The 23,003-nt window shown below is 63.8% G+C and carries 19 protein-coding genes; 9 read left to right on the top strand and 10 right to left on the bottom strand.

Annotated features, from left to right (window positions below; translation table 11 throughout):
- Nucleotides 1-60: 60 nt before the first annotated feature.
- From AB6802_RS02380 to puuE, 5 genes are all read right to left on the bottom strand, one after another.
- Entirely contained in the window at nucleotides 61-2,046 is a 1,986-nt protein-coding gene (locus AB6802_RS02380) for a CocE/NonD family hydrolase (RefSeq protein WP_371008392.1), read from the bottom strand.
- Between the two features lie 84 nt (nucleotides 2,047-2,130).
- Nucleotides 2,131-2,724 carry a nucleoside deaminase gene (locus AB6802_RS02375; protein WP_371008391.1) on the bottom strand — a complete coding sequence of 198 codons (594 nt, stop codon included), beginning with the start codon at nucleotides 2,722-2,724 and terminating at the stop codon, nucleotides 2,131-2,133.
- An 18-nt stretch (nucleotides 2,725-2,742) separates the two neighbouring features.
- Nucleotides 2,743-3,234, bottom strand: coding sequence for an ureidoglycolate lyase (locus AB6802_RS02370; RefSeq protein WP_371008390.1), 492 nt, complete (start codon nucleotides 3,232-3,234; stop codon nucleotides 2,743-2,745).
- The gene (locus AB6802_RS02365; RefSeq protein ID WP_371008389.1) at nucleotides 3,231-4,091 is read right to left on the bottom strand and encodes a bifunctional allantoicase/(S)-ureidoglycine aminohydrolase; all 861 of its coding nucleotides are present in this window, start codon (nucleotides 4,089-4,091) and stop codon (nucleotides 3,231-3,233) included. Before AB6802_RS02365 ends, AB6802_RS02370 begins: the two co-directional genes overlap by 4 nt.
- An 82-nt stretch (nucleotides 4,092-4,173) precedes the next feature.
- Nucleotides 4,174-5,598 (bottom strand): allantoinase PuuE, encoded by a 1,425-nt coding sequence (puuE, locus tag AB6802_RS02360; RefSeq protein ID WP_371008388.1) that lies wholly within the window; start codon nucleotides 5,596-5,598, stop codon nucleotides 4,174-4,176.
- A gap of 190 nt (nucleotides 5,599-5,788) precedes the next feature.
- Between puuE and uraH the strand changes: the two genes are divergently transcribed.
- From uraH to AB6802_RS02335, 5 genes are all read left to right on the top strand, one after another.
- On the top strand, nucleotides 5,789-6,163 hold the full coding sequence (uraH, locus tag AB6802_RS02355) for a hydroxyisourate hydrolase (protein ID WP_371008387.1): 375 nt from the start codon (nucleotides 5,789-5,791) through the stop codon (nucleotides 6,161-6,163).
- A gap of 3 nt (nucleotides 6,164-6,166) precedes the next feature.
- A complete protein-coding gene (xdhA, locus tag AB6802_RS02350; RefSeq protein ID WP_371008386.1) occupies nucleotides 6,167-7,648 on the top strand; it encodes a xanthine dehydrogenase small subunit in 1,482 nt (493 codons plus the stop codon).
- Entirely contained in the window at nucleotides 7,648-10,011 is a 2,364-nt protein-coding gene (xdhB, locus tag AB6802_RS02345) for a xanthine dehydrogenase molybdopterin binding subunit (protein ID WP_371008385.1), read from the top strand. Before xdhA ends, xdhB begins: the two co-directional genes overlap by 1 nt.
- A 62-nt stretch (nucleotides 10,012-10,073) precedes the next feature.
- Nucleotides 10,074-10,973, top strand: a complete 900-nt coding sequence (xdhC, locus tag AB6802_RS02340; protein WP_371008384.1) for a xanthine dehydrogenase accessory protein XdhC — start codon at nucleotides 10,074-10,076, stop codon at nucleotides 10,971-10,973.
- A 118-nt stretch (nucleotides 10,974-11,091) separates the two neighbouring features.
- Nucleotides 11,092-11,922 carry a PhzF family phenazine biosynthesis protein gene (locus AB6802_RS02335; RefSeq protein WP_371008383.1) on the top strand — a complete coding sequence of 277 codons (831 nt, stop codon included), beginning with the start codon at nucleotides 11,092-11,094 and terminating at the stop codon, nucleotides 11,920-11,922.
- Between the two features lie 4 nt (nucleotides 11,923-11,926).
- On the opposite strand, the gene AB6802_RS02330 is transcribed toward AB6802_RS02335, so the two are convergent.
- From AB6802_RS02330 to AB6802_RS02320, 3 genes are all read right to left on the bottom strand, one after another.
- Complete coding sequence (locus AB6802_RS02330; protein WP_371008382.1) at nucleotides 11,927-13,177, bottom strand: LLM class flavin-dependent oxidoreductase; 1,251 nt, start codon at nucleotides 13,175-13,177, stop codon at nucleotides 11,927-11,929.
- On the bottom strand, nucleotides 13,174-14,136 hold the full coding sequence (locus tag AB6802_RS02325; protein WP_371008381.1) for an LLM class flavin-dependent oxidoreductase: 963 nt from the start codon (nucleotides 14,134-14,136) through the stop codon (nucleotides 13,174-13,176). The genes AB6802_RS02330 and AB6802_RS02325 overlap by 4 nt, the downstream gene beginning before the upstream one ends.
- A gap of 424 nt (nucleotides 14,137-14,560) precedes the next feature.
- Nucleotides 14,561-15,481: a LysR family transcriptional regulator gene (locus AB6802_RS02320; RefSeq protein ID WP_371008380.1), complete on the bottom strand. Its 921-nt coding sequence runs from the start codon at nucleotides 15,479-15,481 to the stop codon at nucleotides 14,561-14,563.
- Between the two features lie 145 nt (nucleotides 15,482-15,626).
- Between AB6802_RS02320 and AB6802_RS02315 the strand changes: the two genes are divergently transcribed.
- The 4 genes from AB6802_RS02315 (at nucleotide 15,627) to AB6802_RS02300 (ending at nucleotide 20,004) form a co-directional block, all read left to right on the top strand.
- Complete coding sequence (locus AB6802_RS02315) at nucleotides 15,627-16,853, top strand: urate hydroxylase PuuD (RefSeq protein ID WP_371008379.1); 1,227 nt, start codon at nucleotides 15,627-15,629, stop codon at nucleotides 16,851-16,853.
- Nucleotides 16,854-16,855: 2 nt separating this feature from the next.
- Nucleotides 16,856-18,169 carry a guanine deaminase gene (guaD, locus tag AB6802_RS02310; protein WP_371008378.1) on the top strand — a complete coding sequence of 438 codons (1,314 nt, stop codon included), beginning with the start codon at nucleotides 16,856-16,858 and terminating at the stop codon, nucleotides 18,167-18,169.
- 75 nt (nucleotides 18,170-18,244) lie between these two features.
- On the top strand, nucleotides 18,245-18,748 hold the full coding sequence (locus AB6802_RS02305; RefSeq protein WP_371008377.1) for a heme-degrading domain-containing protein: 504 nt from the start codon (nucleotides 18,245-18,247) through the stop codon (nucleotides 18,746-18,748).
- A complete protein-coding gene (locus AB6802_RS02300; RefSeq protein ID WP_371008376.1) occupies nucleotides 18,745-20,004 on the top strand; it encodes a glycerate kinase in 1,260 nt (419 codons plus the stop codon). Before AB6802_RS02305 ends, AB6802_RS02300 begins: the two co-directional genes overlap by 4 nt.
- A gap of 291 nt (nucleotides 20,005-20,295) precedes the next feature.
- Here AB6802_RS02300 and AB6802_RS02295 read toward each other — a convergent pair whose 3' ends face one another.
- Nucleotides 20,296-21,759 carry a UdgX family uracil-DNA binding protein gene (locus AB6802_RS02295; protein WP_371008375.1) on the bottom strand — a complete coding sequence of 488 codons (1,464 nt, stop codon included), beginning with the start codon at nucleotides 21,757-21,759 and terminating at the stop codon, nucleotides 20,296-20,298.
- A 2-nt stretch (nucleotides 21,760-21,761) separates the two neighbouring features.
- A complete protein-coding gene (locus tag AB6802_RS02290; RefSeq protein ID WP_371008374.1) occupies nucleotides 21,762-22,997 on the bottom strand; it encodes a putative DNA modification/repair radical SAM protein in 1,236 nt (411 codons plus the stop codon).
- Nucleotides 22,998-23,003 lie beyond the last annotated feature (6 nt).

Here is a 23,003-nt window from a genome sequence, read left to right as displayed (position 1 = left end):
CGGATTGCGACATGCCGTGGCGTAAATCGCACGTCGCAACTGGACCAGTCGATTCAAGAATCAGAGGAGGGCGCGGGGCACCCGGTCTTCGAAATTGCGCTCGAAAATCAGCCTCTGCCCCTCATAGGCTTCGATTCTGGCCCTGACGATGAAATTTTGCGCGTCGCAGCGCATTTCCGCCGTCGTCTCGGTGCGCACCGACCATTCATCTCGCGACAAGGTCTGCGTCCAGTGGGTCTTTCCCGACGCCGACAAAGGATTGTCAGGATGGATCGTCCAGGTTTCGCGCGCGATGCTGCCATTGGCCAGGCCATGGGCAAGATCGCGCACCTCGCCGAAATCGTCCACTATGGACAGCGTGACGAGCCCGGTCTTCTCATCGCGGTCGATATGCCGTTCCGAGCTGGTCGGTCGGATCGTTTCGGTGGCCCAGGGCGCCGCGCCTTCCGGTTCGCCGAAGGAAACCTCGTCGCCCTGCGTGAGCGGCCGCAGCGGCAGCTTGAGCGTCGCCTTCGACAAGTCGAGTGTCGCAGGCTCCGGCGAAGGCCAGATCATCGGCCAGTAGGCGGTCGAGACGGCGATGCGCAGTCTGTGGCCGGCAGGCACCCGGTAGGCGCACTGATCGAGCACCACGCGCGCCGAGACGGTCTCGCCCGGCGCCAGCGCTTCCGGAAACTCATGCGAGGTGCGGTGGGTAAGGTTGAGCACACCGTAGGAGATAAGCTCCGAGGCGCCGTCGGGGTGGACGTCGCAGAGCCGCACGACAATGTTGGCCTGAGGCCGGTCGGAGGCCACCTGCACCACCAGCTCCGGCGCACCGACAATGTCGATGGCCTCGGTGAGGGCGGGCTGGTCGAAGCACACCGCCAGTGCGTCGTCGGAACGCTGGTCGCCCGGCAGCTCCGGGCCGAAGGTAAAGGGAAAATATTCGCCGCCGGCAAGGCCGCAGGTCTGCGGCGAAGCGACGATCGCTGGTTTGGCGCCTGCTGAAATGAGATCGATGGCATTGACCTTGATGTTGGGCGAAGGCCATTCCTGCTCGGCCACCCAGCGTCCCGGCCGCTCCGGATGCCAGCGCGCCGGCCGCACGCTGTCCATCACATAGGCACGGTAGGCCGGGTCGGCCTCGACGCCGGTTTCCGCGCCCTTCAGCCAGCGATCCCACCAGCGCAGCGCTTCCTGCAGGAAGCCGATGGCCGGGTTGGGGCCTGCATAGTGCGGGTATTTATGAATCCACGGGCCGACAATGCCTTTGACCGGCGACTGGATGCTGGTGACGAGATTGGAGATCGTGTTGCGATAGCCGTCATGCCAGCCGCCGATCGACAGCACGGCCGCCTTGACGGCTGAAAAATCCTCGCAGATCGAGCCGCGCTTCCAATAGGCGTCGCGATGCTGGTGCCTGAGCCAGAGCGGCAGCAGGAAGGCCTGGTTTTCCAGCCGGCTCAGCCACAGATCGCGCCAGCGATTACCGCCGGCAATCAGCGGATCCGGCGGCCGCGAGGAATAAGACAGCATCGTCGAGGCCCAGCCGAAATTTTCGGTGAGCAGGCAGCCGCCCTTGTAGTGGATGTCGTCGGCATAACGGTCGACGGTCGAGCACAGGCTGATCACCGCCTTCAGCGCCGGCGGCTGTTTGGCCGCCACCTGCAGGCAGTTGAAGCCGCCCCAGGAGATACCCATCATGCCGACATTGCCATTGCACCAGGGCTGCGAAGCCGCCCAGGCAATGACGTCGCAGGCGTCCTGCAATTCCTGCTCGGAATATTCGTCGTCCATCAGCCCTTCGGAATCGCCATTGCCGCGCATGTCGACTCGGATCGAGGCGTAGCCGTGGCCGGCGAAATAAGGATGGGTAAGCTGATCCCGAAAAATGGTGCCGTCGCGCTTGCGGTAGGGCAGGTGCTCGAGGATCGCCGGCACCGGATCGTCGGTCGCATCCTCCGGCATCCAGACGCGCGCCGAAAGCCGGCAACCGTCCGGCATGACGATGCCCATATCGGGAAATTCGACGACCTTGCGAGGAAATTCAGTGACGGTTTTCATGGCGGCGCTCCAAGCGTCGCCACATGATGGAGCGGCCGGCGGTGCGTCGTGAGCCAGCCGGCGAAATCGGCTGGTCAATCCGCGTCAGTTCAGCGGAATGTCGTTATCGGTCTTGCTGGCCTGGTACTCGCCTGACAGCTCGTCGTAGCGCGCTGAAATCTTGCCGATGCGCGCCTCCAGCCGCTTGCGCTCGGCCTCGGGCAAAGCCCGCACCAGCCGCCGGATGGAAAAGCTCTTCCAATAGGCGTTCTCGGCATTGTAGCCGCCGGGGTCGAGGGTGAAGACCTCTTTGAGGATCTTCAAGTCATGCGGGATGGCAAAGCTGTCGCGCGAATCCTCGTGGCTGAAGAGATAGTAGAAATTGTCGAACCCGGTCCAGGTGATCGCCGACAGGCAAAGCGAACACGGCTCGTGGGTGGCGACGAAGATGGCGTCCTTGGTGTCGACCCGCTCCGCTTTCGGCATTTCATAAAACCGCTTCAGGCAGTGCACTTCGCCGTGCCAGAGCGGGTTTTCCATCTCGTTGTTGGTCTCGGCCAGCACCAGTGAGCGGTCGTCCTTGCGCAGGATCGCGGCGCCAAACAGCTTGTTGCCGTGGGCAACACCTTGCGCCGTCTTCGGCACGATGTCGTGCTCGATAACGTCGAGCAGGCGGTCGATCAGTGAAATGTCGGTCATGATGAAAATCGCAAATGGTCAGGGAAGGTGGATTTCGTACGGGTGCGAGAAATGAAATTCCTCGAGATTGGAGCCGTCGCCGCCGCGGTCGACAATGAGGAAATCCTGCGCCTCGCCGATCGGCGTCAGAACGCCGTGCCACAGGTTGCGGCGATAGTTGATGCCTTGTCCGGGCGACGTGACGAAGGCATGCGGCTCGCCGGGGCCGTCCTTGGTGTCGTGGCAGACGACGACCAGGAATGGCCGGGGAGAGAGCGGGACAAAGGCCTGGCTGCCGAACGGATGGCGCTCGACCATGGTGAGCTTCAAAGGCATCTCATAGGGCGTGCCGCGCACCATCGAGATCAGCACGCGCGCGTTGGGCCCGGTGGCCTCGGCGGTGGCGAGGTCGTGGTAGCGCATCGCCCTGCCGCCATTGATCGGATAGCGATTGTCGCCGCCCATGTCGATGACGTCGCCAAAAGGCGCGAAGCTCTCACGGGTCAGCTTCTGGGCGACGATGCGGGTCACCGCGCGCGGCCCCCGAGATAGCCGCCAAGCCTGGCGTGGCGGTTGACGTCCTTGTAGAGCAGGTAGCGGAATTTGCCGGGGCCGCCGGCATAGCAGGCCTGCGGGCAGAAGGCGCGCAGCCACATGAAATCGCCGGCCTCGACCTCGACCCAGTCCTGGTTGAGCCGGTAGACGGCTTTGCCTTCGAGCACATAGAGCCCGTGCTCCATGACATGCGTCTCGGCGAAGGGGATCACCGCGCCAGGCTCCAGCGTCACGATGGTTACATGCATGTCGTGGCGCATGTCGGCCGGGTCGACGAAGCGCGTCGTCGCCCAGCGACCTTCGGTGCCCGGCATCGCTGTCGGCGCCACCTCCTGGTCGCTCGAGAAGAAGGCCTCCGGCGCGTCGAGGCCGTCGACGGCCTCATAGGCCTTGCGCACCCAGTGGAAGCGGACAGCGGCCTTGCTCTCGTTGCGCACCGTCCAGCCGCTTGCCGGCGGCAGGAAGGCAAAACCGCCAGCGGCAAGCACATGCTTTTTGCCGGCAAGCGAAACCGTTAGCTCGCCCTCGACGACAAACAGCACGCCCTCGGCGCTGGCGTCGAGCTCCGGGCGTTCGCTGCCGCCGCCGGGCAGAACCTCGACGATGTATTGCGAAAACGTCTCGGCGAAGCCCGACAGCGGCCTTGCGATGATCCAGGCCCTGGTATCGTCCCAGAACGGCAGTGGGCTGGTGACGATGTCCTGCATCACCCCTTTGGGAATGATGGCATAGGCCTCGGTGAAGACGGCGCGGCCGGTCAACAGCTCGTTCTGTCCCGGATGGCCGCCCTGCGGCGCATAATAGGTTCGCTCGGGCATCTTGATCATATCCATGGGGTCCTCACCCTCAGAGCAATTCCAGGAAAAGTGTGAAGCAGTTTTTCGTTGGGAATTGCGTCAACAAAAGCAACAAACATTACAACGGGAGCATGTCTTTCAGCCGAAGCAGCGCGATGCGCTCGACCTGTCTGCAGGCGGTGTCGAATTCGGCGCCGCGGCTGTTGCCGATGCGCGCCTCGAACTCCGCCAGGATCTCGTCCTTGCTCTTGCCCTTGACCGCGATGATGAAGGGAAAGCCAAAGGTGGTGACATAGGCGGCGTTGAGCTTGGAGAACAATTCGCGCTCCTTGTCGGTCAGCGCGTCGAGGCCGGCGGACGCCTGTTCCTTGGCTGATTCCTGTGTCAGCCGCTTGGCCTTGGCGAGCTTGCCGGCAAGGTCGGGATGGGCGTTGAGCACCGAAAGCCGCTCGGCCTCCGTCGCCGAACGGAACACGCGGCAGAGCGCATTATGCAGGCCGACGGCAGTGTCATGCGCCGGGCCAAGCTCCAACTCGTAGGCGCGCTCGGCGATCCAGGGCGAGTGCTCGAACACGCCGCCGAATGCATGCACGAATGCCTCGAACTCCATCCGCGATGGCCGCAGCGCCGGCGCCTGGTAGGGATGCGTCTCGCGCCAGTGCCTTGCGATGTCGATGCGCCGCGTCAGCCACACCTTGTCGTGCGACTTCACATAGTCGACGAAGCGCTTCAACGCGGCGACGCGGCCGGGGCGGCCGACCAGCCGGCAATGCAGGCCGATATTCATCATGCGTGGCCGGCCGTCTCGGCCTTCCGCGTAGAGCGTGTCGAAGCTGTCTTTCAGATAGGCGAAGAACTGGTCGCCCGAATTGAAGCCCTGCGGCGTCGCAAAGCGCATGTCGTTGGCGTCGAGCGTGTAAGGGATGATGAGCTGCGGCTTGTCCAGCCCGTCGCGGTCGAACCAATAGGGCAGTTCGTCGTCATAAGTGTCGGAGACGTAGTCGAAGCCGCCTTCCTCGGCGACCAGGCGAACCGTGTTGATCGAGGTCCGGCCGGTATACCAACCGGTCGGCCGCGCGCCGGTCACCTCGTAGTGGAGCTTGATCGCTTCATCCAGGTCGCGCCTCTCGTCCTCGGGCGCATGGTCGCGGTAGTCGATCCATTTCAAGCCGTGCGAGGCCATCTCCCAACCGGCCTCCTGCATGGCGGCTACCTGGTCGGGCGAACGCGCCAGCGCGGTTGCCACACCGTAGCAAGTCACCGGCACCTGGGCTTCGGTGAACAGCCGGTAGAGCCGCCAGAACCCGGCCCGGGCGCCATATTCGTAGATTGATTCCATGTTCCAGTGGCGCTGACCGACCCAGGGCGCGGCGCCGACGATCTCCGACAGGAAGGCTTCGGAAGCCTTGTCGCCATGCAGCACGCAGTTCTCGCCGCCTTCTTCGTAATTGACGACGAATTGCACCGCGATATGCGCGCCGCCCGGCCATTTCGGATCTGGCGGATTTGCCCCATAACCGCGCATGTCCCTGTCGTAACGCATTGCCACTCCTGCCCAAGGGTTGAAGTAAAGATATCGAAAGGGATGCGACTGCATTCCCCTCAAAATTTTTGAAAGTGCTTTTTGCCGCACTCCGCTCGACCTGGGCTTATGCATCGCCTTTAATTGGCGCACAATTGAGCAGAAAATGTCGAACGGTACCGACCAATCGACTTTACGGGGGAGGCGGCCAGTGGCAGAAACGTCGAAAGCCGATGGCGGGCGCCTGACGACCCATGTGCTCGACACCGCGACCGGCCGGCCGGCGAAGGGCCTGTCGATCGAGCTGTTCCGCATCGAGCGCCAGAGCCGCACGCATATCAAGACCGTGACCACCAATGATGACGGCCGCTGCGACGCGCCGCTGCTGGCCGGCGCCGATTTCCACACCGGCGAATACGAGCTGGTCTTCGCCGCCGGCGATTACCTGCGCGGGCAGGGCATAGGCCTGCCGCAACCGGCTTTCCTCGACATCGTTCCGATCCGTTTCGGCATGGCGGAGCAGCGCCACTATCATGTGCCGCTCTTGATTTCGCCCTATGGCTACTCGACCTATCGGGGGAGCTGAGCCATGGCCGAGATCAAGATCCGCAGCGAAATCCGCTTTATCCTCAACGGCAGCGACGTCGCGCTGACCGACGTCGCGCCCGATGTCACCTTGCTCGACTGGCTGCGGCTCAACCGGACGCTGCGCGGCACCAAGGAAGGCTGCGCCGAGGGCGATTGCGGCGCCTGCACGGTGCTGGTCGGCAAGCTTTCCACCGACGGCCTGGTCTATGAAAGCGTCAATGCCTGCATCCGCTTCATGGGCTCGCTCGACTGCACGCATATCGTGACCGTGGAACATTTGCGCGGCGATGGCGAAAAACTACATCCGGTTCAGCAGGCGATGGTGGATTTCCACGGCTCGCAATGCGGCTTCTGCACGCCTGGCTTCGTCATGTCGCTCTACGGGCTCTGGATGAAAGCGCCCAATCCGTCGAACGGAACCATCGAGAAGGCGCTGCAGGGAAATCTCTGCCGCTGCACCGGCTATGAGGCGATCATGCGCGCCGCCCATGCCATATCGAGCTATGGCAAGGCTGCGAAGGATCCGCTGGCCGTAGAGCGTAAGAACATCATAGCAAGGCTGGAGGCGTTGCGCGACGGCGCGCGGGTCGACATCGGCTCGGCCAAGGCACGGCTGATCGTGCCGGCCAATGCCGATGACTTCGCCGACATTTTCGAAAACGAGCCAAAAGCGACGATCGTTGCCGGCTCGACCGATGTCGGCCTGTGGGTCACCAAACATATGCGCGACATCTCGCCGGTGATCTTCATCGGCGGCATCGGCGACCTGCGCTCGATGTCGGAGGCCGACGGCGTGATCACGATCGGCGCCGGCGTCACTTACACGGAAGCCTTCAAAACGCTGTCGAAGCGCATCCCTGCGCTCGGCCCGCTGTTTGATCGCATCGGCGGCGAGCAGGTGCGCAACATGGGCACCATTGGCGGCAACGTCGCCAACGGCTCGCCGATCGGCGATACGCCGCCGCCGCTGATCGCGCTTGGCGCGCGACTGACACTGCGCAAGGGCAAGGTTCGCCGCACCATTCCGCTCGAAACCTTCTTCATCGCTTATGGCAAGCAGGATCGTCAGCCCGGCGAGTTCGTCGAATCCGTCCATGTGCCCGTGCCGGCAAAGGGAACGAAGTTTGCCGTCTACAAGGTCACCAAGCGCCGGGACGAGGATATCACCGCGACGCTCGGCGCCTTCAATCTGGCCTTGGCCAAGGATGGCACGGTTGCCGACATCCGCATCGCCTATGGCGGCATGGCAGCGACACCGAAGCGCGCCGCTGCCGTCGAGAAGGCACTCATTGGCAAGCCTTGGACGGAAGCGACCGTCGAGGCTGCAATGGCCAAATACGCCAACGATTTTTCACCCCTGACCGACATGCGGGCGACTGCCGAATACCGGGCGCTGGCGGCGAAGAACCTTTTGCTGCGCTTCTACATCGAGACGACGGGAACGAAAGCGCCCTTCCAGGTGTCACGCGACGAGGCTGCCTGATGAACAAGCACGCCAGCCCGAACCTCAAGACGGACAAGATCGCCGGCGGCGTCGCCACCGAGCAGCGCCATGATTCCGCGCACAAGCATGTCAGCGGCACCGCCGTCTATATCGACGATATGCCCGAACCCGCCGGCACGCTGCATGTCGGGCTTGGCTTGTCGACGATCGCGCATGGCGTTCTGAAGAGCGTCGACCTGTCGGCGGTGTGCTCAGCGCCAGGCGTCGTCGACGTGCTGACCTATGCCGACGTGCCCGGCGAGAACGATGTGTCGCCGAGCAACATGCATGACGATCCGGTGCTGGCCGAGGGCAAGGTGCAGTTCTTCGGCCAGCCGATCTTCGCGGTGATCGCCGAGACGCGCGAAGCCGCGCGCCGCGCTGCCCGGCTGGCCAAGATCGAGTATGACGAACTCCCGGCAATCCTTGGCATCTGGCCGCTCGACCCGATCAAGGACAGGCTGGTCACCACGCCGTTGACCTTGCGCCGTGGCGACGCCGCTGCCGCGATCGCCGCGGCGCCCCGCCGGGTCAAGGGGCGCATGAAGCTTGGTGGGCAGGACCATTTCTACCTCGAAGGCCAGGTGTCGCTGGCGGTGCCGGGCGAAGACGACGAGGTCACCGTCTATTGCTCGACCCAGGGGCCGAGCGAGACCCAGCACCTCGTCTCTCATGTGCTGGGCGTACCCAGCCACGCGGTGACGGTCGAGGTCCGGCGCATGGGCGGCGGCTTCGGCGGCAAGGAAACGCAGGCCAACCAGTGCGCCGCGATCGCCGCCATCGCGGCCAAGAAGCTGAAACGCGCGATCAAGGTCCGGCTCGACCGCGACGAGGACATGACCGCCACCGGCAAGCGGCACGACTTCGCCATCGACTATGAGGTCGGCTTCGACGACGAGGGCAATATCCTCGGCGTCGACTACATTTTCGCGCTCAATGCCGGCTTCTCGGCCGACCTGTCCGGCCCGGTCGGCGACCGCGCGCTGTTTCATTGCGACAACGCCTATTTCTATCCGAATGTCCACGCCAAGTCGGCGCCGCTCTACACCAACACCGTCTCCAACACCGCCTTTCGCGGCTTCGGCGGGCCGCAAGGCATGGTCGGCGCCGAGCGCGTCATCGACGAGGTTGCGTTTGCCGTCGGCAAGGATTCGCTCGAAATCCGCAAGCTGAATTTCTACGATCCGATGGAAGCGATCGGCAGCCGTAACGTCACGCCCTATCATCAGAAGGTCGAGGACTGCATCATCCAGCGCATCGTCGCCGAGCTCGAGGAAAGCGCCAACTATGGCCGGCGGCGGCGTGAAATAAGGGCCTTCAACGCCAACAGCCGCTTCATCAAGCGCGGCCTGGCGCTGACGCCGGTCAAGTTCGGCATCTCCTTCACCAAGACCGAGTCCAATCAGGCCGGCGCACTGGTGCATGTCTATGCCGATGGCTCAGTGCATATGAACCACGGCGGCACCGAAATGGGCCAGGGCTTGCATCTCAAGGTGGCGCAGGTCGTTGCGGAAGAATTCCAGATCGATCTCGCCAGGGTCAAGATCACCGCCACCACCACCGCCAAAGTACCCAACACGGCGCCGACAGCGGCGTCTTCAGGCGCCGATCTCAATGGCATGGCGGCGAAGGATGCGGCGCGGCAGATCCGCAAGCGCCTCACCGATTTCGCGGCCGAGAAATATCAGGTGCCGGTCGACCAGGTGGTGTTCCTGCCCAACCGCGTTCGGATCGGCAACCAGGAGGTTTCCTTCAACGACTTGGTCAAGCAAGCCTACATTGGCCGCATTCAGCTTTCGGCCGCCGGCTTCTACAAGACGCCGAAGATCCATTGGGACCGCAGCAAGGGGCAGGGCCACGCCTTCTACTACTACGCCTATGGCGCGGCCTGCGCGGAAGTGTCGGTCGACACGCTGACGGGCGAATATGTCGTCGAGCGGGCCGACATCCTGCACGATTGCGGCCGGTCGCTGAACCGGGCGATCGACATCGGCCAGGTCGAGGGCGGCTTCATCCAGGGCATGGGCTGGCTGACCACGGAGGAACTCTGGTGGGACGACAAGGGCCGGCTGCGCACCCACGCGCCATCGACCTACAAGATCCCGCTGGCATCCGACCGCCCGAAGATTTTCAACGTGGCCTTGACCGACTGGTCGCAGGCCTACGAGCCGACCATCCACCGCTCCAAGGCGGTCGGGGAGCCGCCGCTGCCGCACGGCATGGCGGTGCTGCACGCGCTGTCCGACGCCGTGGCAAGCGTCGCCGACCACAAGATTTGCCCGCGCCTCGACGCGCCGGCGACGCCGGAAAGGGTGCTGATGGCGATCGAACGTTTGAAGCGGGAAGCCGCGAAATCGGCCTGAATCCGGCTAAAGGTGCAATTCGGGCCGTAAAACGCTATATTTCCGATGTGGAAATGCAGACGATGAACTCGAAAGTGCAAGGTCTGAAGGAATTTCTCGGCCATCCCGGCCGGATAGCGCTTGTCGAAGTCGCGGCGACGAAAGGGTCGACGCCGCGCGAGGCCGGCGCCTTCATGCTTGTCTCCCGATCGTCGATTTTCGGCACCATCGGCGGCGGTCAGCTCGAATACATGGCGATAGACAAGGCGCGGCAGATGCTGGCGCGCGCGCGGTCGCGATCGCCCGCCAGCGAGGCCCGCATCGAGGTCGATGAAGTCTGCGCCTCGCTCGACATTCCGCTCGGACCGGAAATCGGCCAGTGCTGCGGCGGCCGCGTCGAGGTGCTGATCCGCCTTATCGACAGAACAATCGAACAGAGGCTGATCGCCGAGGCTGAATCGGAAGAGGCCCATCTGCCTTATGTCTATGTCTTCGGCGGCGGCCATGTCGGCCAGGCGCTGGCCGCGTCGCTGGCGCTGCTGCCCGTCCACGCCGTCGTCATCGAGACCCGCGCCGAGGCGCTGGGAGGCATGCCCGACACGGTGGAGACGAGGCTGACGCCGATGCCCGAGGCCGAGGTGCGCAAAGCGCCCGCCGGCACCGCTTTCGCCATCCTCACGCATGACCATGCGCTTGATTTCCTGATCGTGGCCGAAGCGCTGAAGCGTGGCGATACCGCCTATGTCGGCATGATCGGCTCCCGGACCAAGAAGGCCACCTTCAAGAGCTGGTTCCTCAAAGCCGCCGAAGGCAGCGAGGCGGAGTTCGACCGCCTCATATCGCCGATCGGCGGCAATGGCGTGAAGGACAAGCGTCCGCCGGTCATCGCCGCATTGGCCGCTGCCGAAATCATGACCGCGCTGGTGTCGCACGCGGCGCAGGCACCGGGGTCCGCAACTCCGGAAAAGGCGATGGCCGTCTGATCGAACCCACTTTGGTTCGTGGTTGTGACCGAGGCTCACAGCTATTCGTTGCTTTCGTCATTTCCCAAATCGCCGTAGCCGTGTTTTCTGCGCACCTGACAAAACAGAGGCGGATCCGATGGACGTTTTGAGAATTGCAGCGTTTTCCGATGGCGACGGCGGCGGCAACCCGGCCGGCGTGGTGATCGCCGAGGCCTTGCCTGATGCCGCCGAAATGCAGCGTGTCGCGGCCGAAGTCGGCTTTTCCGAAACCGCCTTTGCCGCGCCCGAGGACGGCAACTGGCGCGTCCGTTATTTTTCACCGGAATCGGAAGTGCCGTTTTGCGGCCATGCCACGATAGCGCTGGGCGCGGCTTTGGTCAGGCAGTTCGGCGCCGGCGTTTTCCCGCTTACCCTCAACAAGGCCAGCATCACGGTCGAAGGATTTCGCGACGGCGCCAAATTCGCCGCCGCGCTGCAGTCGCCGCCGACGCGCAGCCGGCCGGCGCCAGCCGAACTGGTTGCCGAAGTGCTGGCGCTGTTCGGCTACCAGGCGAGCGATCTCGACCCAGCGATCCCGCCGGCGCTGATCCATGGCGGCGCCGATCATCTGGTGCTGGCGCTGAAGTCACGCGAGGCGCTGGCCGCCATGCAATATGACCTCAAGCAAGGCCAGGTGCTGATGCGCCGCGACCGGCTGGTAACGATCCTGCTTGCCTATGCCGAGACGCCGCGTCTATTCCACACCCGCAATCCGTTCGCCTCGGGCGGTGTCTACGAAGATCCGGCGACGGGTGCCTCGACGGCCGCCTTTGCCGGCTATCTGCGTGATCTCGGCTGGCCGCATGGTGGCTCGATCGACATCGTGCAAGGCGAGGACATGGGCATGCGCTCGCGGTTGCATGCCGACATCCCACCGGTGCCGGGCAGCTCGATCAGGGTCTCCGGGACGGCCAGATTGATGGACTAACCGCTCAACCCGGTCCCTTCAGGCCGAGATGGTTTCGCAATGTGCGGCCTTCATAGTCCTTCCAGAACAGGCCGCGCCGCTGCAGTTCCGGCACCACCAGCGTCGCGAACGCATCGAGCTCCCCCGGAAACCATGACGGCATGACATTGAAGCCGTCGGCGGCGCCGCCTTCGAAGCGCGCCTGCAATTCGTCGGCGATCTGGGCCGGCGTGCCGACCAGGCGCCAGTGGCCGCGCGCGCCGGCAAAATAGCGCGCAAGCCCACGAATGGAGAGGCCGTCGCGGCGCGCCTGCTCGATGACCAGCGCCTGCCGGCTCTTCATGCCTTCGCTCTCCGGCAGTTCGGGCAATGGCCCGTCGATCGGGTAGCGGCCGAGATCGGAGATGCTGAGATAGCTGGAGAGCAGCGCCACGCCGACATCGTCGGGGATCAATTCCTGCAATTCATCATGCTTGGCGCGCGCCTCGGCCTCGGTCGCCGCCACAACGGGCGCCACGCCTGGCATGATCTTCAAATCGTCCGGCTCGCGTCCATAGGCGGCGAGCCGCCCTTTGAGATCGTCATAGAAGGCCTTGGCGTCCTCGAAGGTCTGCGCGGCTGAGAACACGACATCGGCGGTTCGCGCGGCAAGGTCCCTGCCGTCGTCGGAAGCTCCGGCCTGGACCATCACCGGCGCGCCTTGCGGCGAGGGCGGGATGTCGAGTGGATCGCGCACCGAAAAGCTCTCGCCGTCATGGCCGGGGGCGCGCCGGTTCCACAGGCCGGTGATGACGGTGGCAAACTCGCGCGCCCGCGCATAGCGGTCCGCATGCGGCCTGAGGCCCGTCGCGCCGAAATTCGCCGCTTCGATTGGGCTGGCGGAGGTGACGAGGTTCCAGCCGGCGCGCCCGCCGCTCAGATTGTCGAGCGAGGCGAACATGCGGGCCAGGCCGTAGGGTTCGTTGTAACTGGTCGATGCCGTGGAAACGAGACCGATGCGCTCGGTCTGCGCGGCCAGCGCCGACAAGAGGCTGATCGGCTCGAAGCCGATCGAGCGCGAGGTCTGGCTGGCGATGTTCACGTTGGCTTCGCGCAGGCCGGCGGCGTCCTCGCAGAAGATCATATCGAACTTCGCCGCTTCCGCCGTTCGAGCCAGCTGAATGTAATGGTCGATGTCTATGCCGGCCGTCACATGCGCCTTCGGATGGCGCCAGGCGGCGATGTGGTGGCCGGTCGCCCACAGGAACAGCCCGAGCTTCATCTGGCGCGGGCTCATGGCCTACGATCCTCACCCGACGCAAGCCGATCGCGCAGCGTCTTGCCCGGTTTTGCCTTGGTAAAGCCGGGTTGCTCGAGGTCCGGCAGCAATCGTTCGACAAAATCTACGAAGGCCTCGACGCGGGGCTGCACAGTCAGGACGATGCCGTCGCAGCCGCATGAGACGCATAGGTCTTCCAGACTGCCGGCATCGTGTTCCTGCCGCGCCTCGGCCACCGCTAGCATCTTGATCGTCGTCGGGTCGCGCCCCGCTTCGTGCGCCCTGCGTCTGATCTCATCACAGGCTGCTCTCGCCTCCGACGGCTGACGCTTGTTCAGCAGCACGATATCTGCACGGCGGCTGGCAAAGTCCAGCTCAGTGTCTGCCAAGCCCGACATCACAAGCATTGGGCTTTCTTGCGGCGAGCGGGCGACATTAAGCGGCCCGCGCACTGAAAAGAATTCTCCCCTGAAGTCAATCAGATGCATCTTGTCCGGATTGTGGAAGCGGCCTGATACTTTGTCGAACAACAAGGCATCGTGTTCCCAACTGACCCACAAGAGCCGTACGATATTGATGAATTCCTCAGCGCGGCGGCGGAAATCATCGTTGGAAAAGCCCTCGGGTCGACTGAAATTCGCCGCTTCGCGCGGGTTCTGCGCCAAGGTCGCGTTCCAGCCGATGCGGCCGTGGCTGATGATGTCGAGCGAAGCAAACCGGCGCGCCAGATTGTAGGGCTGATGAGCCAACGTCGAGGCGCTGGCGACGAGCCCGATGCGATCCGTCACTGTCGCCAACGCCGCCAGCAGCGTGGTCGCTTCGAACGGGCTGCTCGATGGTTGATCCGCGGCGTCGGAGATGATGACCATGTCCACGCCGGCCGCTTCCGCCTGCCGCACGACCCTGCTGATCCGGCTGAAATCCAGCACGGGCTCTCCGACGGCGGCAGCGATGTTGAGCGAAATGGCGAGATGCATGCAGGTGGCCTACTCGGCTGCGACCGTTATCGTGCAGCCATCGGCTACCAACCTAGGCTCGCTTTCGCGCAAGGCAACGGGCTTAAATGGGCCACCGGGCTGTCACTTGCCGGCCAGTTTGTCGCGTTACGCGAGGCAGGTCTCGACGGCCCCCGACTATTGCATTGGCGGCTACTTCGGCGATTAGCCCCGAACCGCCATCACGTCGTCATTCTAGGGCGGAGCAAGGAGCGAAGCGACGCGGCGCAGACCCTAGAATCCATGCCGTGACTCCGAAGCGTTGCGACGGTGCAAGATTCTGCACCGTTGCACCCACGCTGACCGTCACGGCATGGATCCTCGGGTCTGCGCTCCGCTTCGCGTCGCTCCGCCCGTGGATGACGACCTCATGGGAGCACTCGGCCGCCCCGAAGCAAAGCCAGCCCTACTTGCCGGCCAGAAGATCCTTGATCAGCCGCTGGCAGCGCTCTGCCATGAAATCGAGCAGCAGCCGTACTTTCGGATCCTGCAGCTTCTTGTGCGGATAGACGGCGGCGAACTGCACCGGGGTCGGCGGTGCGTTGGGCAGGATCACTGTCAGCCGGCGGTCGCGGATGAACGGCTCGACCTCGAAGCGCGGCTTGTTGATAATGCCGCGTCCCGACAGCGCCCAGCCGGTCAACACGTCGCCGTCGTCGGTATCATAAGGGCCGTGCACCTCGTATTTCTGCACGCCGGTCGGCGTCTGCAGCGTCCAGACGAATTCGCGCGCCCCGGCATAGCGCAGCATCAGGCAATCGTGCTTCTTGCCGATCAGTTCCTGCGGCTCGGTCGGCTCGCCGCGCGCTTCCAGATATTTCGGCGCCGCCACCAGCACGCGCTCGCATTCCATGATGCCGCGCATCCGAAGGCTGGAATCCTCGATGATGCCAAGCCGGAAGGCGACGTCGATGCCTTCCTTCATGATGTCGACATTGTGGTCGGAGAGCCTGAGCCGCACCTCGATGTCGGGATAGCGGTCGTGGAAATCCGGAATGCCCGACGCGATCAGCCGACGGCCGAGGCCGAGCGGCGCCGTCACCCGGATCGTGCCGCGCGGCTGGCCGGACAGCGCCGACACGGCCGCTTCCGCCTCGGTGATCGCATCCAGCACCTGCTTGGCGCCGGTGTAGAACACCGTGCCATGCTCCGTCGGCATCAGCTGCCTTGTCGTGCGGTTGAAAAGCCGCACGCCCAGATGCTTCTCCAATTCCTTGATGCGGTTGGAAGCGACCGCCGGCGAGATGCGCATGTCGCGTCCCGCAGCCGACAGATTGCCGAGCTCGACGACGCGGACGAAGACAGCGATATTGTCGAGATAGGCCATGCGTCGCTCTCAAAAGGGCTGCGTGTGACAACCGTAGTATTTTCCAATTTTTTTTGAAAGTCATCGCGCACCTCGCCCCTTTTCGTTTGCGCTCCACACCGTAAAGTCGCCTGATCGGCAGGGACGATTTCCCAGGGGCTACTCGATGATGGATTTCGCGATTTTCTGGGACTGGCTGAGCTTCGCCGTCCGCTGGCTGCATGTCGTCACCGGCATCGCCTGGATCGGCTCGTCCTTCTATTTCGTCGCGCTCGATCTCGGGCTGCGCCAGCGTCCCGGCCTGCCTGCCGGCGCCTACGGTGAGGAATGGCAGGTGCACGGCGGCGGCTTCTACCACATCCAGAAATACCTGGTCGCGCCGGCCGAGATGCCGGAGCACCTGACATGGTTCAAATGGGAATCCTACGCCACGTGGATGTCGGGCTTCGCCATGCTCTGCGTCGTCTACTACGCCGGCGCGGATCTGTTCCTGATCGACCCCGACGTGCTGCCGATGTCGGTTCCGGTCGCCATTCTCTTGTCGATGGCGACGATCGTCTCGGGCTGGGTGGTTTATGATCTGCTGTGCCGCTCGCCGCTTGGCAAAAGCGATACCGGCCTGATGCTGGTGCTCTATGGCTTGCTGGTCTTCATCGCCTGGGGGCTAACGCATCTCTTCACCGGCCGCGCCGCCTTCCTGCATCTCGGCGCCATCACCGCCACGATCATGTCGTGCAACGTCTTCATGATCATCATTCCCAACCAGAAGATCGTCGTTGCCGACCTGATCGCAGGCCGCAAGCCGGACCCGAAATACGGCAAGATCGCCAAGCAGCGCTCGCTGCACAACAACTATTTGACCTTGCCGGTCTTGTTCCTGATGCTGTCCAACCACTACCCGCTGGCCTTTGGCACCGAGTTCAACTGGGTCATCGCCTCGCTGGTGTTTATCATCGGCGTGCTTATCCGGCACTATTTCAACACTGTGCACGCGCGCAAAGGCAACCCGACCTGGACCTGGCTGGGTGCTGCCGTACTGTTCATGATCATCATCTGGTTGTCGACCGTGCCGAAGGTGCTGACCGGCGAGCCGAAGATTTCCGCCGCCTCGTCCGCCGCGCAGATTTACATGGCGTCGGCGCACTTTCCGGCCGTGCGCGACACCGTGCTCGGCCGCTGCTCGATGTGCCATGCCGAGGAGCCGGCCTATGAAGGCATCTACCATGCGCCGAAAGGCGTGCTGCTCGACACCGACGAACGCATCGCCGAGCACGCCCGCGAAATCTACATCCAGGCCGGCCGGGCGCATGCCATGCCGCCCGCAAACGTCAGCCACATAACAGACCAGGAACGGGCCCTTCTGGTGGCCTGGTTCGAAGGCGCCGGAAAGTAAGTATGACCTTGAAACTGTTGCGCGGCCGCACGCTGTCCTTCCTGCGTTGGCCCGAAGCGATCGACGACCATTCGGCATGGCGCTACGAAGAGGATGGCGGCCTGCTGATCGATGGCGGCAAGATCGTCGCCGCCGGCCCCTATGCCGAAGTCGCGAAGAAGGCCGGCGCGGGTGTCGCGACCGTCGACCATCGCCCGCATTTGCTGTTGCCGGGCTTCATCGATGCGCATGTGCATGTGCCGCAAATGCAGATCATCGCGTCTTATGGCGCCGAACTGCTCGACTGGCTGAACACATACACCTTCCCGGAAGAATCGAAATTCCAGAACGCGCAGCATGGCCGGCGTATCGCCCGGCTGTTCCTTGACGAGATGTTGCGCCACGGCACGACGACGGTCGCCGCCTATTGCTCGGTGCACAAATCTTCGGCCGAGGCGTTCTTCGCCGAGTCGCACGACCGCAACATGCTCAACATCGCCGGCAAGGTGATGATGGACCGCAATGCGCCGGAAGGCGTGCTCGACACCCCGCAGACCAGCTATGACGATACGAAGGCGCTGATCGCCGAATGGCACGGCAAGGGCCGGCAGCTCTACGCCATCACGCCGCGCTTCGCCATTACCTCCTCGCCCGAGCAGATGGAGATGGCCGGCGCGCTCTGCCGCGAACATCCCGAATTGCACATGCAGACGCATCTGTCGGAGAACCACGCCGAGATCGCCTTCACGCAGCAGCTCTACCCTTGGTCGCGCGATTACACCGATGTTTATGAGCATTACGGTCTGCTCGGCAAAAAGAGCCTGTTCGGCCACTGCATCCATCTGTCGGAGCGCGAGGCCGATGCGCTGTCGCAGTCCGCCTCGGTGGCGGTGTTCTGCCCGACCTCGAACCTTTTCCTCGGCTCGGGCCTGTTCAACTACCAGCGCTTCCGCAGGCGCGAGAAGCCGCTCAGGATCGCGGCAGCCACCGACGTCGGTGGCGGCACCAACTATTCGATGCTGCGCACCATGGACGAGGGCTACAAGGTGATCGCGCTGAATGGCGAGAAGCTGAACCCGTTCCAGTCCTTCTGGCAATTGACGCGCGGCAACGCGGAGGCGCTGTCCGTGGCCGACAAGGTCGGCACGCTGGACGAAGGTACCGATGCCGACATTGTCGTGCTCGACGCCAATGCCACGCCCGGCATGCGGCTCAGGATGGAGACGGTCGAAACGCTGGCTGAGGAACTCTTCCTGCTGCAGACGCTTGGCGACGATCGTGCCGTGCGCGAGGTTTATGTGGCGGGGCGGCCGGCGAAGAGCGTCATTGTCGCGTGAGCTTCGATGCGCTCTTCGCTTGACCCGGCGTCAGTCATCGGCCACATCGTGCGGCGACGCTGACAGGGGAACGCCATGGCCGCCGCGGACGACATCGCGCTGATCAAGAAACAGGAAGCGACGCTGGTCTTCCCGGCTTTCGACGAGGCCGTTGCCTTTAAGATCGGCTCGGCGATCCGGGACCGGGCGCTGAAGGAAAACCTGCCTATCATCGTCGACATCAGGCTGTGGGACCGGCCGCTCTTCTATGCCGCCATGCCCGGCTCGAACGCTTCCAACCCGGATTGGGCGCGGCGCAAGATCAACGTCGTGAAGCGCTATCTCGCAAGCACCTACCGTCTGGTGCTGGAGCAGCAACGACCCGATCGCACCTTCAAGGTCGGCGAGGCGCTGGACATAGCCGACTATGTACTCGCCGGCGGCGGCTTTCCCGTCACCGTCAAGGGTGCCGGCGTCATCGGTGTCATCGCTGTCTCCGGCCTGCCCGAGCACGAGGACCATGGCGTCGTCGTCGATGCGCTTTGTGCGTACCTGAAGGTCGATGCAAACGGGCTCGCGCTGCCGCCGGAAGAAAAATGACCGATCCAAAATCCTTTCTCGTTTCGATCTTCAACGCCGCTGTCGCCGCCGCCGACCCGGAAAAGACGATCCGCAACCATCTGCCGGCAAAGCCGAAGGGCCGCACCATCGTCATCGGCGCCGGCAAGGGTTCGGCGCAGATGGCCGCTGCCTTCGAGAAAGCCTGGGACGGTCCGATCGACGGGCTGGTCGTCACCCGCTACGGTTACGCCGCCAGATGCGAGCGCATCGAGATCATCGAGGCGGCGCATCCGGTGCCGGACGCCGCCGGCCTCGAGGCCTCGCGCCGCCTGCTGGAGAAGATGCGTGGCCTGACCGCCGACGATCTGGTCGTGGCTTTGATCTCCGGCGGCGGCTCGGCGCTGCTGCCGTCCCCGGCCGCCGGCCTGACTTTGGCCGACGAGATCGCCGTCAACGAGGCGCTGCTTGCCTCCGGAGCGCCGATCGCGGCCATGAACACCATCCGCAAACATGTATCGACCATCAAGGGCGGCCGCTTGGCCGCCGCCGCCCATCCGGCCAGGGTCGTGTCGCTGGTCGTGTCCGATATTCCGGGCGACAACCCGGCGCTTGTCGCCTCCGGCCCGACCATTCCTGACATAGGCAGCCGCGAAGAGGCGCTGGCCTCGATCGCCGCGTATGGCATGAAATTACCGGCCGCCGTGATGGCGCATATTCAATCCCCGGCGGCCGAAGCGCCAAGTCGGGACGATCCACGCTTTGCCGCCAACGAAGTGCATCTCATCGCCTCGGCGGGTGTCTCGCTTGAAGCGGCGGCCACTGAGGCCAGGCGGCAAGGTATCGAAGCCGTCATCCTGTCGGATTCGATCGAAGGCGAGGCGCGCGAGGTCGGCGGCGTCCATGCCGCGATCGCCCGCGAAGTGGCGACGCGCAACCGGCCGTTCGCCAAGCCGGTCTTGATCCTCTCCGGCGGCGAAACCACGGTGACGCTGCGCGCCAAAGGTAAGGGCGGTCGCAATTCGGAATTCCTGCTCGCCTTCGCGCTCGGTATCGATGGCGTCGAGGGCATTCATGCTTTGGCCGCCGATACGGACGGCATCGACGGGTCCGAGAACAATGCCGGCGCCTTTGCCGACGGCTCGACGGTATCGCGGATGCGTGCCGCCGGTGTCGATGCCAAGGCAACGCTGGCCGGCAACAATGCCTGGACGGCGTTCAATGCAGTCGGCGATCTGTTCGTACCGGGGCCGACTGGGACGAATGTGAACGATCTGAGGGCGATACTCGTTCGGTAGCGGCAGGGCTTCCATCGCTTCGTCATCCCAGGGCGAAGCAGGAGCGAAGCTCCGTCGCGAAGGCCCTGGGATCCATTCCGTGACCTCGGGCATGCAATGCAGCGGAGCAGAATTCTGAACCGTTGCAACGCCTTAGCGTCTCGGCATGGATCCTCGAGTCTGCGCGCGTCGCTACGCTCCTTGCTCCGCCCGTGGATGACGAAGCGATGGGCGTTTCGGTCAATCGCCAAAGCCGCATGACCGTGCAACAGCCTGCGTCTGCGTGGATCCCGTTCGGGCGGCGCAGAGCAATCACGCCCCCATCAACTCTCTCACCTTCCGCATATCCTTCAAAAACCGCTCCCTCTCCGCCTCCTTGTCCTCCTGTTCGCGGATGCGCAGGATGAAGGACGGGTGGATGGTCAGGAACACGCGCACCCCGTCTTCGCGTTCGATCACGTCGCCGCGCATCTTGGTGATCGGCACTGCCTTGCCGAGCAATGACTGCGCCGCGGTCGCGCCCAGCGCCACCACGAGGTTCGGCTTGATGAGGCCGAGTTCCTTGTCCAGCCACCAGCGGCAGGCCTGGATTTCGCCGGCATTCGGTTTGGAGTGGATGCGGCGCTTGCCGCGCGGCTCGAATTTGAAATGTTTCACCGCGTTGGTGACATAGACCTTGTGGCGGGCGATATCGGCCTCATCGAGGATGCTGTCGAACACTTTGCCCGCCGGTCCGACAAAGGGTTTGCCGGCAAGGTCCTCCTGGTCGCCAGGTTGTTCGCCGACGAAGACGACGTCGGCATTTTCCGGCCCTTCGCCGAACACGGTCTGCGTCGCATCGCGCCAAAGCGGACAGCGATGGCAGCCTTTCGCCAGGTCGCGCAGCTCCGGTATTGTGTCGGCGCTTTCCGTTTCACCGGCGTCACCTGGCTGCGGCGCCGGCCAGTGCTTGGCCTGAAGCTTGGCGTGATGCGGTGCTGGGGTTGTCGGCATTCTGGCGATCATGGCTGATGCGGCTTTGTCCGCTCCTGCTATCAGGTGTGGAATGAGCGAGGCCTCGGGAAGGTTCCGCCAATATTTCTTCGGCATCTCCTTCTGCATGGCCTTCACCTTGAGGCGCGCCGGATTGAAGATGTTCTCGAAATAGGTCCGCCACAGCGCCTCGGCGCCATCCTCGTCCGGCGCATCGCGCTTCTCGGCGCCTGGACCGATCGCCAGCCGCTCGCCGTCCCAGTCGGCGGACGCATTGGGCGTCATGATCGTCCAGCGCATGCCGGTGAAGCGGCGCACGAAGAAATCGGCGTTGCGCTCGACGATGAAATGCTCCGGTTCGAACCAGGCGACATAGCGCTCGTCCGCACCCTGGCCGATCTTCCGGAAGCGTACGAAAGCCCGCATCTTGTGGATGTCGCGCCGCACCGCCTTTTCCATCGCTTCCAGCCGCCGGATATCGGGGTCGGTCGCGATCGAAAGCAACTTAGGCTCATCGCGCAACCGCCACAGCAGCCGGTAGAGCAAGCTGAGGCGCTCAGGATCGGCATGGCAGATGGCGGTCTCGGCGCGCTCGATGAAGTCGCGCGGCACGACAAGGCGCGCATCCGCCCGGCAAGCCGGCAAATCATTGTCGCGCGAGCCCGCATCTATCTCGACCTGCCACGCGACGTCCTGAGGCGAAATATCGTTCGTCGCCAACCGGCGCGCGGCGTCCCGCCATCCAACAAAATCGATCTCGCTTGCGAGCCGAACGACATGGTTAGCGAGGGTGAACTGGGCCATGGTCAAAACAGCGAAAGCTGCTCGCATGAGCGGGTGATGGTCTCACGCAGGCCGACCTTGTCGGTCAGCGCGCCGGGCGACCAGCCCTCCGCAATTATGAACGGCCGCACCTTGGCGACCGAGTGGCAGATGCGCCCGACATCCTCCAGCCGCAGCCGACGATAGCGCCGCGTCGCGATGATCCTGTCGATCACCTTGGTGCCGAGCCCGGGCACGCGCAGCAACGCCTCGCGTTCGGCGCGGTTGACGTCGACCGGGAACCGGCCGCGATTGCGCAGCGCCCAGGCAAGCTTGGGATCGATGGCGAGATCGAGCATGCCGTCATTGCTGCCGGCCAGGATTTCAGGCTGCGAAAAGCCATAGAAGCGCATCAGCCAGTCCGCCTGGTAAAGCCGATGCTCGCGCATCAAGGGCGGCTTCTGCAGCGGCAGCGACGCAGACGAATCCGGGATCGGGCTGAAAGCGGAATAATAGACGCGGCGCAGGTGATAGCTGCCATAGAGGCGGGCGCTGGCGTGCAGGATGGCGTCATCGGATGTCTTGTCGGCGCCGACGATCATCTGCGTCGATTGTCCGCCCGGCGCGAAGCGTTCGCATTTCTTCGTCCGCAGCGTCGGCTCGGCCTTTTCCTCCATCTTGCGGCGCAGCTTAGCCATCGAAAGCCGGATCGTTTCCGGCTTCTTTTCCGGCGCCAGTTTCTTCACGCCTTCATCCGTCGGCAATTCGACATTGATCGACAGCCGGTCGGCATAGAGGCCGGCTTTTTCGACCAACTCGGCCGAGGCTTCGGGTATGGTCTTCAGGTGAATATAGCCGCCGAATTTTTCGTCGTCGCGCAGCCGGCGCGCCACTTCGACCATCTCGCCCATCGTCTCGTCCGGCGAGCGGACGACGCCGGAGGACAGGAACAGCCCCTCGATATAATTGCGGCGGTAAAAATCCATGGTCAGCCGCACCACCTCGTCGACGCCGAAGCGGGCGCGCCGCACATTCGAGGACGAGCGGTTGATGCAGTAGCTGCAATCGTAGATACAGAAATTGGTGAGCAGGATTTTCAAGAGCGAGATGCAGCGCCCATCCGGCGCGTAGGAATGGCAGACGCCGGAACCTTCGGTCGAACCAATGCCGCCCGATTTCAGCGAATCGCGTTTCGCCGAGCCGGAAGATGCGCAGGAAGCGTCGTATTTGGCGGCGTCGGACAGGATCGCCAGTTTTTCGCGAATGGAAAGGACAGCCATTTGTTC

This window comes from Mesorhizobium sp. RCC_202 (assembly GCF_041355295.1).
In the GTDB taxonomy this organism is placed as follows: domain Bacteria; phylum Pseudomonadota; class Alphaproteobacteria; order Rhizobiales; family Rhizobiaceae; genus Mesorhizobium.
This window is presented reverse-complemented; position numbering and strand designations above follow the sequence as displayed.